The 17,756-nt window shown below is 43.3% G+C and carries 22 protein-coding genes; all 22 read right to left on the reverse strand.

From position 1 onward, the window contains the following. Position 1: 1 nt before the first annotated feature. Complete coding sequence (gene fliR, locus KO518_RS15065) at positions 2–781, reverse strand: flagellar biosynthetic protein FliR (RefSeq protein ID WP_216026611.1); 780 nt, start codon at positions 779–781, stop codon at positions 2–4. Further along, positions 778–1,047 carry a flagellar biosynthetic protein FliQ gene (locus KO518_RS15070; RefSeq protein WP_216026612.1) on the reverse strand — a complete coding sequence of 90 codons (270 nt, stop codon included), beginning with the start codon at positions 1,045–1,047 and terminating at the stop codon, positions 778–780. The genes fliR and KO518_RS15070 overlap by 4 nt, the downstream gene beginning before the upstream one ends. Further along, entirely contained in the window at positions 1,044–1,784 is a 741-nt protein-coding gene (gene fliP, locus KO518_RS15075; RefSeq protein ID WP_216026613.1) for a flagellar type III secretion system pore protein FliP, read from the reverse strand. The genes KO518_RS15070 and fliP overlap by 4 nt, the downstream gene beginning before the upstream one ends. 1 nt (position 1,785) lies before the next feature. Further along, entirely contained in the window at positions 1,786–2,145 is a 360-nt protein-coding gene (locus tag KO518_RS15080; RefSeq protein ID WP_216026614.1) for a FliM/FliN family flagellar motor switch protein, read from the reverse strand. After that, a complete protein-coding gene (locus KO518_RS15085; RefSeq protein ID WP_216026615.1) occupies positions 2,142–3,017 on the reverse strand; it encodes a FliM/FliN family flagellar motor switch protein in 876 nt (291 codons plus the stop codon). The genes KO518_RS15080 and KO518_RS15085 overlap by 4 nt, the downstream gene beginning before the upstream one ends. A 1-nt stretch (position 3,018) precedes the next feature. Continuing rightward, complete coding sequence (locus tag KO518_RS15090; RefSeq protein ID WP_216026616.1) at positions 3,019–3,429, reverse strand: PilZ domain-containing protein; 411 nt, start codon at positions 3,427–3,429, stop codon at positions 3,019–3,021. After that, entirely contained in the window at positions 3,426–4,418 is a 993-nt protein-coding gene (locus tag KO518_RS15095; protein WP_216026617.1) for a flagellar motor protein MotB, read from the reverse strand. Before KO518_RS15095 ends, KO518_RS15090 begins: the two co-directional genes overlap by 4 nt. Then, positions 4,415–5,272 (reverse strand): flagellar motor stator protein MotA, encoded by an 858-nt coding sequence (motA, locus tag KO518_RS15100; RefSeq protein WP_216026618.1) that lies wholly within the window; start codon positions 5,270–5,272, stop codon positions 4,415–4,417. The genes KO518_RS15095 and motA overlap by 4 nt, the downstream gene beginning before the upstream one ends. A 17-nt stretch (positions 5,273–5,289) precedes the next feature. Then, a complete protein-coding gene (locus KO518_RS15105; RefSeq protein WP_216026619.1) occupies positions 5,290–6,009 on the reverse strand; it encodes a FliA/WhiG family RNA polymerase sigma factor in 720 nt (239 codons plus the stop codon). Positions 6,010–6,020: 11 nt separating this feature from the next. Further along, positions 6,021–6,449: a flagellar basal body-associated protein FliL gene (gene fliL / locus KO518_RS15110; RefSeq protein WP_216026620.1), complete on the reverse strand. Its 429-nt coding sequence runs from the start codon at positions 6,447–6,449 to the stop codon at positions 6,021–6,023. Positions 6,450–6,477: 28 nt separating this feature from the next. Further along, positions 6,478–7,830, reverse strand: coding sequence for a flagellar hook-length control protein FliK (locus KO518_RS15115; RefSeq protein WP_216026621.1), 1,353 nt, complete (start codon positions 7,828–7,830; stop codon positions 6,478–6,480). Continuing rightward, complete coding sequence (locus KO518_RS15120; protein WP_216026622.1) at positions 7,827–8,162, reverse strand: hypothetical protein; 336 nt, start codon at positions 8,160–8,162, stop codon at positions 7,827–7,829. Before KO518_RS15120 ends, KO518_RS15115 begins: the two co-directional genes overlap by 4 nt. 286 nt (positions 8,163–8,448) lie before the next feature. Further along, positions 8,449–8,835: a flagellar export chaperone FliS gene (gene fliS, locus KO518_RS15125; protein ID WP_216026623.1), complete on the reverse strand. Its 387-nt coding sequence runs from the start codon at positions 8,833–8,835 to the stop codon at positions 8,449–8,451. Positions 8,836–8,855: 20 nt separating this feature from the next. After that, positions 8,856–10,148, reverse strand: a complete 1,293-nt coding sequence (gene fliD, locus KO518_RS15130) for a flagellar filament capping protein FliD (RefSeq protein ID WP_216026624.1) — start codon at positions 10,146–10,148, stop codon at positions 8,856–8,858. Positions 10,149–10,217: 69 nt separating this feature from the next. Further along, complete coding sequence (locus KO518_RS15135) at positions 10,218–11,060, reverse strand: flagellin (protein ID WP_216026625.1); 843 nt, start codon at positions 11,058–11,060, stop codon at positions 10,218–10,220. Between the two features lie 392 nt (positions 11,061–11,452). After that, the gene (locus tag KO518_RS15140) at positions 11,453–12,496 is read right to left on the reverse strand and encodes a hypothetical protein (protein ID WP_216026626.1); all 1,044 of its coding nucleotides are present in this window, start codon (positions 12,494–12,496) and stop codon (positions 11,453–11,455) included. Positions 12,497–12,500: 4 nt separating this feature from the next. Further along, positions 12,501–13,397 carry a flagellar hook-associated protein FlgL gene (gene flgL, locus KO518_RS15145; protein WP_216026627.1) on the reverse strand — a complete coding sequence of 299 codons (897 nt, stop codon included), beginning with the start codon at positions 13,395–13,397 and terminating at the stop codon, positions 12,501–12,503. 8 nt (positions 13,398–13,405) lie between these two features. Beyond that, a complete protein-coding gene (gene flgK / locus KO518_RS15150) occupies positions 13,406–14,740 on the reverse strand; it encodes a flagellar hook-associated protein FlgK (protein WP_216026628.1) in 1,335 nt (444 codons plus the stop codon). Then, positions 14,737–15,165, reverse strand: coding sequence for a rod-binding protein (locus KO518_RS15155; protein WP_216026629.1), 429 nt, complete (start codon positions 15,163–15,165; stop codon positions 14,737–14,739). The genes flgK and KO518_RS15155 overlap by 4 nt, the downstream gene beginning before the upstream one ends. Positions 15,166–15,173: 8 nt before the next feature. Continuing rightward, on the reverse strand, positions 15,174–16,265 hold the full coding sequence (locus KO518_RS15160) for a flagellar basal body P-ring protein FlgI (protein ID WP_216026927.1): 1,092 nt from the start codon (positions 16,263–16,265) through the stop codon (positions 15,174–15,176). A gap of 21 nt (positions 16,266–16,286) precedes the next feature. Further along, positions 16,287–16,961: a flagellar basal body L-ring protein FlgH gene (locus tag KO518_RS15165; protein WP_216026630.1), complete on the reverse strand. Its 675-nt coding sequence runs from the start codon at positions 16,959–16,961 to the stop codon at positions 16,287–16,289. After that, complete coding sequence (gene flgG, locus KO518_RS15170; RefSeq protein ID WP_216026631.1) at positions 16,961–17,746, reverse strand: flagellar basal-body rod protein FlgG; 786 nt, start codon at positions 17,744–17,746, stop codon at positions 16,961–16,963. The genes KO518_RS15165 and flgG overlap by 1 nt, the downstream gene beginning before the upstream one ends. Between the last annotated feature and the right edge of the window lie 10 nt (positions 17,747–17,756).

The following is a 17,756-nucleotide window of genomic DNA, read 5'->3' on the forward strand; positions in this document are numbered from 1 at the left end:
GCTACTCCATCATTCCACGCATACTGTCGAGTACGGTAAAACACATTTCGGAAAATATTGTGCCCATTTGCGACAAGGTTAAAAACACACATAAAAACCCCAGTAATAATGACATGGGGAAACCCAGTACGAAGATATTTAGAGAAGGAGCGGCACGACTGGCGATACCAAAGGTCATGTTAACCAATAACATGGCAATTACCGAAGGCAGCGCCACCAACAATGCTGAACTAAATATCCAACCGAATAACAACAGTAAGTTAGTTAAGTTAAGCTGATAAAAACTGGCACCAATAGGCCAGCTATAAAAGCTATCTACTATTACCTGCAAACTGATCAAATGCCCATTTATCGCAAAAAATAGCAATGCCGTCATCAGCCAAAATAAATTTCCCAATAAAGACATTTGGTTACCGCTTCCAGGGTCAACAACCAGTGCCATTGACAACCCCATTTGCATTGACAAGATCAATCCAACTTGTGCCATTACTTCAAATAGCATCCGCAAGGCCAGCCCCATCACTACACCAAATAATATTTGTTCGACAGTGACAACCGCCGCATCCAAACTAAAGACATCAATATCTGGGAACGGGGGGACTTGCGGAGCGACTAAAAAGGCCAGAAAAAAAGATAACAAAATACGAGCTCTGGGCAGCATAGCGGGATTATCAAATACCGGCATCGCCCAGAAAAAAGCTGAAAAGCGCACAAATGGCCACCAGACACTACCCAATAGCTGCATAATTTCATTATTGGTGACCGAAATAAGTCCGTTCAACCGAATACTCCCGGAATAATTTCGGACAAATTGGCAAACCAGTCGACCAAAGTACTAATTAACCAATGTCCAGTGAAAACCACCATTAACAGGGTCAATATCATTCTTGGCAAAAAAGTCAGTGTTTGCTCTTGAACTGAAGTTGCGGCCTGGACAACGGCAACAATAATCCCCAGAATCAATCCCGGCACAATAATAACCAACAGCATACTGATGATGGTAAATACTGCATCAGATATTAACTCCACAGCTAATTCAGGGCTCACCACTGTGCTCCGAACGTTGAAGCAAGAGTTCCAGTAACCATTGACCAGCCATCTGCCAGTACAAAAATCATCAACTTAAACGGAAGACTGATTATTAATGGAGATAGCATCATCATCCCCATTGACATCAAGACGCTAGCAACCACTAAATCAATGATTAGAAAAGGGATAAACAACATAAAACCAATTTGGAACGCTGTGGTTAATTCGCTTAGTACAAAGGCTGGCAGTAATATATCAAAGGGCACGTCTGCGGCTTGCATGGTGGTAGGTTCCCGTGCAATCAACAATACCTGTCGCATTTCATTCTCACGAATTTGTGCCAGCATAAATGCTCTTAGCGGTTTTTCGGCACGCTCCAGCGCTTGTTCCAGAGCAATTTCTTCGTTCTGAAGTGGCTTAAAGGCATTTTGATAAATATCCTGCCAGACAGGTCGCATAATTAGCATGGTTAACATCAACGCAATACCAATCAGAACCCTATTCGGAGGACTTTGCTGCAAACCTAGGGCCTGACGCAAAATAGCCAGCACAACCACAATTCGGGTAAACGAGGTAGCAACCATCAACAACCCGGGCAACAGGGTTAAAACAGTCATCAACAGCAAAATTTGCAGCTTAACGTTGTAATCCTGCCCCTCTGCTGTGTCTTTAAGCGAGAACAAGGTCAAGTCCTGAGCCTGCACAAACTCAGGCATTAAGGCCAGTATCATTACAATACCAACCTTAACGAGCATGCTATTCATCATTGTTTTCAGTAGCCTTAGACTGAGAAGTGTCTTTAATAAACTTAATGCCATAACGCCCATCGACCATAACAACTTGACCTTTGGCGAATAACAGCCCATTGACCATCACATCCAGAGGTTCGCCCGCCATTTTTTCCAACGGTAATACATCACCATCCTGAACACGGCTCAATTCTCCTAAAGTAATTTCTGCACTGGCGACTTCCAAGGTGACTTTTAGCGGTACTTCCTGAAAGAAATGCAAGTCATTCGTTTTAGTTGCCTTGTCAAAATCTGTCGATTCTTCTGAAAAATCATCCATATCGGCTAAATTAAGATCGGCAAATGCTGCATTTATATCTTCGCTCATAACGTTAACTCTTTTGTTTTGGTAACCTGAAATGCCAATGAGTTGTCTTGCTCAACAACCCGTCCTTTTAATAACACCTGTTTATCGAGTTTAAATACCGCCTCTTTACTCATTTCGATTGGTAAGACAGCCCCATTCATACAGGCGTTAAGTAGACTTAAACTGATCGATCTACTTGCCATTTCCACTCGTCCTTTTACCGGAAATCCAAGCCATTGCTCGTCACTACTCATTATGGGCATTTTATCGCGGTTAATTTCGGGCTCTTCAGGTGCGACAAACATGGTAGAGGGCAACCACAAAAACCAGCTCAATGCGTCCTTTTCCAGCAATACTCTTACTTTAAACGGTAAATAAATGTAGCTTGCCGGAGCCGCCATTTTTTCTATTCGCAGCGCTGGCAAAGCTGACTTATTCCCGTTGAATCGCTTCTGTATTGCTAACGTAGTGCGATGCAACAAACGTCCGGCAACACGACATTCGGTTGCACTTAGGTCAATGCATGAATCTGGGTCGAGAGATTGACTGATTTCTCCCCCTAGACAAATATCAGCCAAATGATGAGCACTAATGTTATCCATCGCCAGATAAGTATGCTCGTCGAACTCATTAGCTATAGGGCACCCCATCATTAAGCGCCCCGATTCTTTAAGCCATAAATCCAAGCTGTTGCCCTGACACAGGTTGATATCTACCTCAAGTGACATTCCGTTAATCAATTGATTTAACTCTGCATTGATGACCTGACGTAAATCACTTAACAACATACGTGCACGCTCAACAGACTGCTCAAACCTGCGATGCTCCTGGGTCAAGGGGAAATATGGAAATTCGGCTGCCTTGTCGGCCGGAATTAATTTTAATTTATTCATTTTAAGTTCTCGGCTTACTTTGACGTTGAACGCCATATCCTGCATTCTGAAAACTCAATTGCCTAACTAGCTTGATCATTTCATTAAACTTTTTCTCTGATTCATTGCTCCAATCCAGTCCAAGGAAAATCAATTCATCATTCACCGTGTTGCGATAAGCTACCTTGGCTTTCAGCGTTATTTTATCAGCGATCAACACTCTTACTTTATTCGGAATTTTCTTTGATGCCGGAACTAAAGCCCCTGCGCCGCCCACACTAATGTCTTTCAATACCGCTTTGCATATAGAATAATTAAATATCGAATGACGTAGTAATTCAGCCGGTACGCCTTTCGCTTGCATTTCAGAGGGCGTGGTTTCCTGTGTCAGCGGCACACGCTTGTATTTTCTGTCAACTTTATCTATGCTCACAGTGCTCCTCCTAGTCGACCAATTGGTTGATTTTCCCGTGCTTCTTTGGCTGCACTTTTAACCGCGTTATTTTCACTCGTCGATGAAAATAAACTGTCCAATTTGTCTTTTGCATCGGGTGTTAAAATAAGTAATTCGACCCGACGGTTTTCACTGCTGGCCTTGTTTTCTTCATTTAACAAACGATTTGCCGCAAAAGCAGCGACCTGTGCAACGCGATCTTCTGGCATTCCACCAGCAACCATAACTTGTCGCGCCTGCAAAGCCCTGTCTCCGGAGAGCTCCCAGTTGCTGTAGCTTGCCCCCTTGAAGGAAGTCGCATCAGAGTGACCTGAGACAATAATCTTGTTTTTTACGTTCTTAAATACTTGCGCCAAGCTAAAAAGCAAGTCTTCAAAAAAGGGGGTCATATGCACTTCTCCCCGCTCAAACATCTGATGCTCTTTGTCGTCTCTAATAATCACGCGCAACCCCGATGGCACCACATCGATAACAATGTTTGACTGCGCATTTTGTTGTTTGGCTACCTCTTCAAACACCTTAAGCAGCATGCCTAACTCCGATGGCGTAGAAAAGGTTCCTTCAATTAGTGAATTCAATTTATCCCCTTTGCCCGCCTGGGGTGAAAATTCCCCATTAGGTACATTGAGATATTCGGACATACCAGGAGAAGGGTTATCAGGAGGTAATCGATTAGAAGCTTCGTGATCGATAATCGAAGGAGAACCTCCTAAATCTACTGGAAAAGGGCTGTTGCCGGGTTCAAACAATGCAGGACTGCCATCAAAAATAGAATGCGTACGCATATAATGGGCTATTTCTGCTCGCTCTTTGGTACTGGACACTTGCATAATCCACATCACCATAAAAAATGCCATCATGGCCAACGTAAAATCAGCAAAAGCCACTTTCCATGCGCCTCCATGGGCAGTATTTTCGGCACGTCGCGCTTGGCGTCGTATGATAATAGGCGTATCTTTTTTCATCATGCTGCCCGGTTATTTATCCATTCTTCCATTGTGTTGAAACTAGGTTTGATTTCCTCACTGATCAGCTTGCGTCCTGAATCAGTCGCAACCAGAGCAACATGTCCTTTCGCATGAGCAACTAGCATCGCCCGAACGCATTCTAGTAATGCAACATTTTTCTTAACAAATTGCTCCATAGACGATGACAGCGGCAATACCAAACAATAACAACCAAAAATACCGATAAAGGTGCCCACTAAAGCAGCCGCTACATGAAAACCAATTTCACTCATAGCGCCATCCAAATGTTGCATGGTGATAATTATTCCTCCCACCGCAGCCAATATGCCAAAACCAGGTAATGCTTCTGCTATGGCTGCCAAGGCATGTGATGGCTTCATTTTTTGTGTTTCTATACTGTATATTTCCTGTTCCATCATGATGTCAAAGTCATGTGAACTGATTTTCCCCATGCTATACAAGCGCAAATTGTCACAGATAAAAGTCACTAGTTGTGGAAATTCGGATACCGAAGGGTAAGCCAAAAAAATTGAACTTGTTTCAGGGTTTTCTACGTGTTCGTCCAAATCTTTTAAACCCTGTCTTTTCGCCAAATCCAGGAGGGAGTACATCAACACCAGTAAATCGTGATAAAGCCGATTTTGATCTTTCACTTTACTAAACTGATAACGCAACTGGCTCAAGGTTTCGACCAGTACATACCGGGAATTTCCCACCACCAACGCACCAATAGCCGCGCCAAAAACAATGATAAATTCAGCCGGCTGCCACAATGTCGCAACGTTTCCACCCGCGAATATAAAACCACCGACAACGGTCGCCAATACGATGATCAATCCAATCACTTTTTGCATGGGTTTCTTTCCTATAATTAGCTTTGGAGTTTTTTAGTCAGTATCTCTATTGATTGTTTATGTAGCTGACAGACCCTGGACTCGGTTAAATTAAGAGTCAAAGCTATTTCTTTCATATTCAATTCATGGGTGTAGTACAGATGCAATAACAATTTGTTGCGCGCTGGTAAACTCTCCATAGCGCGTTTTAGTGACATCTTTGTATCCAGTTCTGAACCTTCATTCGATCCTCCAACCGCGAACTGATTGCCGGCCATCTCCAATGTCTGTTCAAAACTCTCAATCGCTTCTGCTTGCGCAACATATTGCAGCTCGGTGTACTGTTTCGGTGTCAACTGCAACAATTCACATATTTCGTTGTCACTTGGTTCGCGTTTTAGCTCTTTCCTCAACTGACGTACTTTGTCCCGAAACTGGTGTGCCTGTTGTCGCAATTGCCGTGGACGCCAGTCTGTGCGACGAAATTCATCTAACATAGCGCCTCTGATACACTTAAATGCATAGGACTCAAATTGAGCATCTGCATTTCGTCCGTAGCGACGAATTGCCGTTAACAATGCCATCAAGCCAATTTGCTGAATATCATCACGGTCGACGACCACACCGATCTGAGTCCGCATATGGGCAACAGCACGCTTAACCAGATAGGCATATTTTTCTAATACTTCAGACTCATTTGCCGCAGACATTAAGTCACGCTGTTCTTCTATATCTGTCCACTGTTCTTTAGCCAACATAATCATTCTTCCTATTGAATAAATACGTTGGTTACCAGCACCTGATCGAGTTTTGTATCAACCCCCTGACTCAGTAGCGTTGTATTGAACTCCTCAAGCAATGCTTCTTGTACTGCAATGATATCTGCGAACATACTTTTCGCCTGCTCTCTATTTATATTGGCAAAATGCTTAACCAGAACATTACGTAGTAATGGGGAAAACTTTTTCAATAAGCCGAAAAACTGTGGATCTTTGGTGGCAAGAGACAGATCCAGCACCAAATATCGGGAGTAGCCATCACTACCAACACTGACGATAAATCGATCCATAGGGAAAAACAGAGGGTCGACATGTGTTGATACCACTTTCGATTCATTATTTTTACTGTAGTACGCGCCGGCAGCAACACCTCCAACCGCTAACAATAAAGCTACGATAATCGCGATCACTATTTTCATTAATTCACTCTCCTGAACACGTCTACTATCAAACCAATCTGTTTAACCATTCGCTGTTTTTATCTGTTTGCGATGACGCGGATTCGTTATTTTCTTCGTACCACTGGCCTGCAATTGTATTTGCCTTAAATCCGGTAGGCTGACGTGAATGTCCTTGCCCAGAAGTGTCTGACTGCGAACTAACATTCACTTCTGTATTTAGTTTTACGCCCAGGTTATGGCGTAACTGATCCAGGGTTTGCGATATAGCGTCTCTAACTTGCTGATGACTAGCTACCAAATTGACCGTCGTACGCTCATTTTCGACGCTGATACTGATGTCAATCGTGCCCAAATTAGGTGGATCGAGACGAATTTGCGCTTTTTGCAAGTGCTGCCCCACTTGTAGTTGCACTTTGTCGCTCAGCATAGTTAATAACCTTTGTCCCCATTGAACAGGGTTTGAGCCCAGAGCGTCTGCTTTCCATTGCGAAATACTATCGCTATTGGCTGTTGCGCCATTCATTATGGTTCGAAAAGTCGTGCTATCACTGGCTACTGTGGATTCTGCAACTGATTGCCCACTGTTAGTGGTCACTTTAATCTGGTGCAAGGCGCTAAGCGTATCCCGATTTACATTCAAAACTGAATTATCCATTCTCATCAGGGATTTAGCAGTATTTGCAGGCAATTCGTTTGATTGAGATGACGCTTGTACTGAAGTGCCTATTGGGGCTAACACGCTATCGCGTTTTCTTTGCTCGTTTTGCAATCTATTATCTTGTGGTGTTTGAGGCATCACAGTAACCACGGGCGAGCGAAGGTTTTCCTGATTCGGAATTGCATCCCCTGTCGGAGCTATTGACACCTGTTGCTGATAATTAATCGCACTAATATTTGCGTATGAAACATTTGTCGCCCCCGCATTACTACTCAAATCAATTTGTGCTTGCTCATTGACGAAGCTGACCGCTGGACTACTACTTAAATCTAAACTTACTGAATCGTGACCCTGTGCGTCACTCTCAACCAAGTCCATATGAAGCAGTTCACTATGGATTGTTGATAGCGTCTCAACATCATTATCATTAATGTCAGTCGTATTGATTTCCGTCACGTCACTAACGGTACGATCTATGCCAATTGTTTTTAGCTCTATCGCGGCGGTCTCTGTCAATTCGACACCCATGTTTGTGGTATCAGGCAACGAGCCCATCATTTCTCGTTGAGCACTATCGTCTGTGTAATCATTTTGCTGTGAGAGGTCTTGAGGTACTTGTTGCCGTCCCGTCAATAGCGAAAAGACCAATGTGCTCGAATCCTCACCCGTTGACACAGGTTGAGCAGAAACATTTGTTTTATTACCTGCTATTGTTTGCGTCGGCAGCAGTATTTTCATCATGCTTTATCCTCTTTGGCCAAGCCGTAAGCAATAATCCCCTCACGATCCCGCAATAGTTGAAGTGACTTAACTTCACTGTCACTTTTCATCGATTGAATTTTTTCAATCATTTGGGTATACCGTGAACGCACTTTTTCTTGTGCTTCCATATTGTCCTGCCACCACCCTTCCTTGTTAGCCAATTGAATTAAATTTTGAAGATAACGATCATAGGCCCGCACTTTATGCCAGCGACGACTGTTTACCGCGCCATCCATTTCACGAAGTTTGACCCAAATCATATTTAATACCGCCGCTGTAGCCTGGCGCTCCACCTTGTGTTTGCTACCCATCAAAAATCCTCTTTCTTCCATATAATTTCAGGCTGAGGTATTGCAACATCTACGACCTAATAGCTGGTAACAACACTAAAAGCAACCTTCAAGACAAAATGCAACTTATTGATTTATAATGAAATATAGAAAAAGCGAGGCATAAGGCGGAAAATCAATTTCCGCAATACGGAAATTCGGTAAACTCACTTCCTCCGGTACCAAAATAGGGGAACTTCAGATATGAAAAAGCCACTTGAAATAAGTGGCTGGTAAGATAAAAAAATGTTTGTTGTAATTGTGGGAACTACGCCGCTTTACTGCCCAAATTCTGCCATCCTTCTTGCAGATTAGTCATAATCATTCTGACGTTTTCTATGTATCGGATATCATTTTTTAAACTCGCTTGCAATAATGCTTGCCCACAATGCTGATAGAGTTGCTGCATTTGTTCAACAACGGCTTCGCCACTCTCCTGATCCAAAGAAGCTTCGAGCCCGCCCAATATTCGCATCATTTTTTCCACGCCCACGGCTTTTTTATCATAGCGATTAGCTTCGATATGCCCGGCTACCCTATCCAGTTCTTCCAAAAAACCGTCAAATAGCATCAATACTAACGTGTGTATATCGGCACCGGCTGCTTTTGCTTCCACTGCGGTATTTTGATATGCATCATATCCACTACCTAACATAGTAATCACTCTCTTAATTATTAAAACTGGCTCATACTACTTTCGAGCTGAGCAATGGTAACCTGCATTTGGGTAAACTGGCTAAGATAACGATTATAGCGCTGCTCCATAATGTAATTTTGACGTTCTTGTTGATCTATGACCAGATTTAAACTGGCTCGTAAAGTTTCTGTTTTCTGACTCATAATACCGTAACTGCTGGTATAAGGCGTTAAGCTATCAATTATCTGTGCCATAACACCGTTATCGCCTGTTAACATTGCTGCAACTTGCTCAGGATCTGTTTGTAGCGATTCCTGGAGTCGATCTGAATCAATGTTAATATTGCCAAAACGATCAAACTCGATACCGATGCTATATAATGTCTTACCTTCTACGGTTCCCTGGAATGCCGTTTTTAACTGACTCATTAAGCTTTTTGCCATAGGGTCATTCTGTAAATTACTATTTTCTTTGATGCTGCTAATCAGTCTGTTAACTTGATCCGTAAAACTCTTAATGTTCTCTTCGGATTGATCGAGATCCTGACCTACTGTTAATTTTACCGCGCTATCCCCTGCTTCCTGAGCCTGCCTAAGATCAACAGTCACCCCTTCAATGACGTCTTCTAATTGATTGTTGCTTGAAATAATAGTCACCGGCGATGATGCACCAAATTGAACAATGGCATCCTGAGCCTGCGTTAGTTCATGTTGGCTTGCGATTGCAGTGGTAAAGTTAGAAGCCGCGGGATCAGTACCAGGAGTGAAACCAACACTTATCTGATTAGCCGCACCAGATTCTTCACTGGTGAGCACCAAAAAGGTTTCCGAGTCACTACGCATCACCGTCGCCTTCACCCCAGTGTTATCAACGTGGGTATTAATTTCTGACGCAAGGTCAGTCAAGCTTGCGCCTGGACCTAGCGTTGATAAGTCCACTACAAATTCATCTCCCGATAAATCAATACTGAGTTCTCCATCTGTGGGTAAGGCATCATTAGGATCAAAACTTAACGCAATCTGATGTGCCTGAGCTAGTTGCTCAACAAAAATATCATACGTCCCTGCTATAGCTGAACTGTCAGTGGTAACGGACAATACGGTTTCATTATCAATCGCACTCTGATTGACCAGAGCACTATTATCATTCTGCATATCCTCTAGCGAAGTAACAAAATCAGCCATCGTTGTTTTTAAACTATTGAACGCACTAATCTGGCCACTATACAAATTATATTTCTCGGATAAAGCAGCGTCTTTTGCAGCCCGATCAATTTGGGTATATTGGCTCGCGAGTGTTGCCGGATCGATACTAAGATAAGATGAAGACATACATAATTCCTTTAGCTAAAAGGCAAGGCACCGCGAGCTAAGCTCGCGGCGTAACGAATGTCATTACTATTAACGCAGTAATGAACCAATCATTGAAGATGTGCTGTTAGCAGTACTTAGTACAGAAATACCAGAGTTCATCAATAACTGTTGTTTAGTCATATTAGAAGTCTCTTCAGCAAAATCAGCATCCATCAGCTGAGACGATGCTGCTTGTGTATTTTCTTTCATATTGGTCACGTTAGTGATTGTGTGATCGAGACGGTTCATCGTTGCACCCATGCTGGCACGAGCCGCACCGATATTATCAATCAAGGTATCCACTTCAGCCATTGATGTGGTTGAATCTGCCTGAGTAGCCAATCCAGTTAAACCAGTGATCGCAGTGTCAATAGCCCCCATTTCAGTAGAGACATCCACAGACAGCGTTTCCGCTGCGGTAGAGCCAATTTGGAAGGTCACGGCACCAGAACCAAATTTACCCGTTGTAGTATCTAACAATGTGGTACCTGCACCATAAGAAGTGTTACTCATGATATTGGTTAGTTCTTCAGACAGTGCTGTATATTCAGCGTTTAATGCAGTGTACTCAGACGCGTTATTCGTACCGTTAGCGCCTTGAACTGCGAGCTCCTTCATACGGTACGCAATGTTAGTCATTTCATCCAATGCGCCTTCCGCAGTTTGCAACATTGAATTGGCGTTGTTAGCATTGTAGATAGCCGCTTCTTGACCTGTTACCTGAGCATTTAAGCGGTTGGCAATTTGAAGGCCAGCTGCATCGTCTTTCGCAGAGTTGATACGGAAACCAGAACCCAAACGCTCTAAAGCTGTAGATAGAGAATCGTTCGTACGACCCAACTGGTTTTGAATTGACAGAGACGCCATATTTGATTGAATAGATAAAGCCATCTTTATTCTCCTGTGATTTAGATGCTCAATAGTTAAAGGCGTCCAACTCCAGAAAAAACTAAAATTTATTTTTAGAAAAAATGGTATTTTTGTGTTTTAAGCTTGCCAGGTCGATATATTGGGATGCTAGAAAGTATATTCAGATTGCTTTTCTCATTGTTATCTAATGTTGGATAGCATCGATATTGCATTAGATAATGTCGCATTAAGATAGTGATCCCAACACTTAGACGACTTTTTAAGATAATAAAAAGTCTATTTTAACGATGGCCAAATGACAGACATGCTGTTTGCCAGAGTAAAGGTATTAAACGGATTGAAAGTGGAAGAGAAAAAACATAAAAAAATGGCAATCAGCATAAACGTACTAACGCTGGACTATTTATACTGATTTAATCAGCGTGAAATTTGAGACTGAACGACACCAGATTACGGGTAGTATTCGCTTGAGAAACAATTGCCGCGGCAGAATACTGCTCGGAATGATGCATATTTAATCGGATATTTTGACTTAACTGCTGCATTTTTTGCTCATCATCCAATTGTTGCTGAATGCGACGGAGTGAAGCCTGTAGCTCTTTACGCTGTTCGCTAATCCGTTGTAGTGAAGCACGAATACGACGCTGTAACTGACTAATTTCATCGCGATACATCTTTAAACTCGCAGTATCCTTAGATAAGTCTGTCAACTTGTCGAGTACATGAGGCGGTTCTTGCAACGAAACCGACACGGGATTTCCCGCCGCAATACGAACGCCGGTACCTGTCATTATCCACGGCTCTTTTAACGCCCAACCGTCTTTTTCTGAGGCACTAAATACCAAACGCTGCTCGCTGTCCAGGTCCACATCAATCTGACGAGTTGAAAATGCCTGTTTAAGCTGCTCAAGATTCTGCTGTGGCGTTTGGCCTGATGGTAAGTGAAGCGTCAAGTGTTTACCACTGCGCCCCATCATCAACTGGATTTTTTCAGCATGAGGACGAATTGATAGCATGTCAATATTGTCGGGCAACTGGCGAGTCACCTGTCTTGCGCCATCACTGTTGGGTTGTAACTGCCAATCGACGCCAGAACTGGGGTGTTTAGCGAGTTTTGACATCAACGTACTACTTTGCTCTACCCAAGACGCTAACTGTTTGGTATTACCTGACGACTGCTCAGAAACGACTTTCTGCTCCAATTTTTGTAGTTGGCTATACAGCTGTTTAAGCGTGTGTTCTGATTGTTCACTTTCTGCCAGAGTTCTTGCCAAACTAGCCATAACAGACCAACGGGACAGCACCGAGAACTGGCGCTGTTGACGTGAACTAGCTTGCGGTTCAGATGTTTCCTTTTGTTGATTTTTTTGTTCATTAACCGGCTCAAGCTGCAAAGCACCTTTATTGGTTGTTTTAGCGACTTCTCGTGGAGCCGGTGTATTTTGAACATGCATCATGACATTAAATTAACGAAAATAGAGAGAGCTGACTAATCTTAGAATATACTTGTAACGAAGATTCATAAGACGCCATAGCCTCGTTCATTTTTATATAGGTTTCAGCAGTATCTGCTTCGCTGATGTCATCTTTCAGTCCCTGAGTAAATAACGCGATATCTTCATTTCCTAAAGCCATTAACTCAATTGAAGATCGGACTCCGCCAATCCGGGTGATTTGCCCAGTCAGTGTACCCAAGAAATCTTCTATACTATCAAGCATATAACGCGATTCATTCCCGACACCTGTTGCAGGCGGGCTAGCAACTATTGCCAGGTAATCATTCATATCATTCAAAAACTGAGCATTTGGCGCAATATCACTACCAACCACATTGCTGAACACGCTGGAGTCATCCGATGTCGCTACCATACGGATATTATCATCTCCCATATACTGATATTTACCTGCACCGTCCAATTGAAAAGGCATGGTTTGCGTTTCACTGCCAGAGAAAAAGTATTCTCCATTGCCATTGGTCGCATTCAGCAAGTCGACTATCCCTGGAAATAAGACGGACATTTCCTGACCCAATGCAAGAATCTCATCGGTACCCATGGAGTTATCCGCAGCAGTCGTCACCAACCCCTGTAAAGAGATAAGTAAGTCAACAATACTCGTTAACTGAGTTTCCTGTTGCCCCAGTGTAAACTCAACATCATCCATATTGGATTTATACTGCTCTAATGATTTTAGTTGCGTATCCAGATTCATCACCGTCATCGTTCCTAACGGATCATCTGAAGGTTTCAATATACGCTCTGATGTCGCTAACTGTACGGAATACTTATTGAAAGCTTCTGTTCCCTGCTGGATATTACGTACAGTAGTAAGATAAAGTTGGTGAGAACTGACCCGCATATGGCCTCCTAAAACGCAGCAAGAAGCGTGTTAAACAGCTCATCTGCCGTGCTAATTACTTTGGCATTTGCTTGATATAACTGCTGAAACTGCATGATATTGGCTGCTTCTTCATCTAGATTCACAGCACTTATACTGTCTCTTGCCAGCACCGCATTTTCGCTCAGTACAGAGGCAGTCGATACACTGTTCTGATTTTGTCTACTACTGGTGGCCAAGTCGCCAACTAAAGTGGTGTATTTGTCCTGCTGACCATTAAAAGCCGCGATAATTCCTTCAATATTTTGATTATCGCCAACACTGCCCGTAGGAACCCATACCCCAAAAGCATCATACTTCCCGCCAATATACGCAAGCTTGTCGACCTCCATTGCAGAATTAACCGCAAACGTACCTGCTGGATCGGTGGCGTTATATGTAAACAAGGGAATGCCAGGGTCACCGTTGAGGTCAAACCCTTGATGTAGGGCATTGTTAACATCATCGGCTAATTGACTAATGATATCATCTATAGCGACGCCACTTGGCACTAAAATCTGTTCATTTACAGCTATCAAGCCACCCAAACGCCCGCCAACGGTATCCCCTAGTGTGAATATTTCGTTACCCAGTGCCACTTCAACATCTGTGCCACTCGTGGTGATAACTGCAGGGCTATCGCCAATAACCAAAGGCGCTCCATTTACAGTACTGATGTCCATTCTTCCATCAGCCCGTAAATTAGTTGATACGCCTATAAGTGATGATAATTCTGTAACCAGCCTCTCTCTTGCATCCGCTAATTGAGCGGTTGGTTCACCCTTCGCAGTGGCGACGGCAATTTTTGAGTTATATTGTGCTAGAGACGACAACACAGATGAGGCATTTTTTGCCACATCATTCATTTCTTTACCCAGCTTAATGGTTTGATCCTCCATAGCACTGTTAAGCTGAGCTATTTTTTGTACCAAGCCCTCAGATGTTGCTAATAGCTCCTGTCGATAAGCGGTTGACTCAGGATTGGACATAGAAGCACTTAGCGCATTGGTAATATTGGCAATTGCGTCATTAAAATTTAGGGAATCAGTACCAACTAACTCTTCAATATAACCTAGATAGGTCTGATAGCCCTCGTAATGAGATAAATCAGACTGTGTCCGCCATATATCGTCGTTTAGGAATGAATTGACTATACGGTCTACTGAAATAACACTCACTCCGTTATATGCACCTTGAGCTGTGCCAAATTCTGCGGCCTGTCGACTGTATCCTTCCACTGTGGCATTAGACACATTCTGCCCAGAAACCAATAACGCGGTATTCGCGGCATTCAATCCCGAAAGTGCATTCGATAATAGGCTCATTTATTGATTCCTTCGTTGGTAACAGGACTTATCAGAGGCTGATAAAACGCCTCACTGTGTCCTGAATAAGCGACCGGTTCTGCCATTTCCTTAAATTTATTTTTTACTTCCGATATTTTCTCTCCTGTCTGGTGCACAATTTGCTCAGCAAGCCCTATTTGTCCTGTTGAAGATAACTGTTGTGATAATTGTGCACTATACATATCTTGGTAATGCTGTTGCTCTCTGCTTGAAAATGGATTTGCATCGCCGCTCAGCTCATTCGTCGTGTTATTCATACTTTTTAACACCAACTGTAAAAAAATGGCTTCAAACTGTTGCGCTGCCTGTTTCAAACTGTCCGATTCATTCAAATTTGCATAGATTTGATTTACTTCCGTTGGATCAATCGCCAATCTGTGGTTAAGAGAAGTCTCAATTGTCATAATCCTTCCTAAATTACTAATAATTCAGCATCGATCGCTCCCGCCTCATCCAGTGCGACTAATATTGACATGAGTTCCGCTGGCGTGGCTCCAAGTGCGTTGACCGCTTTCACTATATTGTCCAGCGACGTTCCTTCTGGCCATAACATCATATTGGAGCGTTGTTCATCGACACTTACGCTACTGGCTTGTAGCGGGACAGTATTACCACGACCAAATGGCGCTGGTTGACTAGCCCCCTCACTTTCAGTGATGGTTATCGTTAAATTGCCATGACTGATCGCAGCTCGCTTTACCCTTACCTGATCATTCATCACCACAGTACCGGTGCGACTATTAAATATAATTTTAGGCTGCTCGGTACCAAGTTCTACTTGAATTCCCTGCAACATAGACATAAAAGTATTGCGATTATTTGCATCGATAGGGGCGCTAACACGGAGACGCCCCCAGTTTTCGGCGCTGGCAATATCAGGGCCAAAAACGTTGTTGACGGCCTTCACTATATTTCGAGCGGTTTGATAATTAGGCTCTTTTAGATTCAGCACAACTTGCCCCTCAGTTCCCTGTATACCAAGAACTGCACGTTCGATAATGGCACCATCTGGAATAATGCCTGAGGTGGGAACATTAATAGTCACCGATGAACCATTTTTACCCCCAGCATTAATTCCCCCTACCACCAAATTTCCTTGTGCCAGGGCATAAACCTGGCCATCAACGCCTCGTAACGGCGTTAACATTAGACTACCGCCGTGAAGACTCTTTGCATCACCCAATGAATTCACTGTCACATTTATAGATTGCCCAGGACTTGCCATCGGGGGTAATGTGGCATGCACAGCCACCGCTGCTACATTTTTTGATTTGGGTAAACTGCCTTCATCGTTTTGAATGCCAAACTGTTTCAGCATATTGTTCAGTGTTTGGGCTGAAAATTTAATCTGAGTTTTATCGCCAGTACCCGGCAAACCGACTACTAGTCCATAACCAACCAACTGGTTCTCCCGAACCCCCTGGACATCTACTAAATCCAGTAGTGGTCTGGTGGCTCCCAAACTTTGGCCAATGGTTAATAAACTCAGCAATACTGTGACAATTCTAAATTTCACCTTGGTCTCCTAAAACGGATTCAGGTAACGGGAAAACAACTCGGTTAGCCACCCTGCTCTGGTCGCATTAGATAACGTACCTTTCCCTTCATAACTAATTTGCGCTTCTGCAATACGACGCGACGAAATTCGATTGGCAACATCAATGTCTTCCGCTCTGACAATGCCTTTGAGTTCAATCACTTCATCACCTTGATTCAGTCGAATCTGCTTACGGCCACTAATAGCAAGCGCGCCATTTGACAGAACCTCAATTACTCTTACTGTAATAGCTCCACTTAAAAAGTTTTGCTGACTTGCACTGCTTTCGCCTTCAAAATCTGTAGAAGAATCAACTTCTACTCCCAAATCATTAACGTTCAAACGTCCGGCTAACGGGACTGACACATTCCAATTACTGCGTTTATCAATATTGGCATCGGCACTTTTACTCGACAGGGTCCGTTCGTCCAGGACCACTGTGAGAATGTCACCAATTCGATAAGCCCGTTTATCAGAAAACAATGTCAGCATGTAGCCATCACTGTATAAACTACCCTGAGTTTGAGGTAACGAAGGGACGCTTGTCGCATGTATTGCTTCAGGGAATGTTGTCTCTCCGGTGGATTGCGAATTCACCTCCGCCGTGCTACTGCATCCTGCTAATAAAATAATAAAGGGATACAATAAGTTAGATTTCATCATTACATGCTCTGATTCAGAAAACGTAACATTTCATCAGCAGCGGAAACCACTTTGGCATTCATTTCATATGCCCGTTGGACAGCAATCATGTTGACCATCTCATCCACTACGCTGACATTGGATCCTTCTATAGTAGCTTGCTGTACTTCTCCTAGCGCATCTTCGCCAGGTACCCCTTCGATGGCTTCCCCCGACGCTGCCGTAGCACGATATAAATTTCCGCCCAACGCTTCCAACCCTGCTGGATTCACAAAATTAACCGTGAGTATTTGACCGACTTCAACAGGGTCAATCTCATCAGCAATCACTGCACTCACCGTACCGTCAGTCCCAATAGACACTTTAGTAGTATTGTCAGGTAGGGTGATATTTTGCAGCAATGGCAGACCATTACCATTTACAATTAAAGATTCAGAGTTAACTTGAAACTGTCCGTTTCTGGTATAAAGAATTTCACCATCTGGGCTTTCAATCTGGAAAAAGCCCTGCCCAACAATTGCCACGTCCAATTCATTACCAGTCGTTTCAAAAGAACCTTCAGTGAATACTTTCTGAGTACCATTAATTCTTACCCCAGTGCCTACCTGAATACCGGTAGGTACCTGATTTAATTCATCGGCCTGCGCACCTGGTTGACGTTGAATTTGATAAAAGAGATCTTCGAATACCGCACGATCTTTCTTGAATCCTGCGGTACTAACATTGGCCAGGTTATTCGAAATCGTAGCCATCCGGAGATCTTGAGCTGCCAGACCTGTTTTACTTACCCAAAGTGCTGAATTCATCGGTGATTAC

Source organism: Aestuariibacter sp. A3R04 (assembly GCF_018860805.1).
GTDB lineage: Bacteria > Pseudomonadota > Gammaproteobacteria > Enterobacterales > Alteromonadaceae > Alteromonas.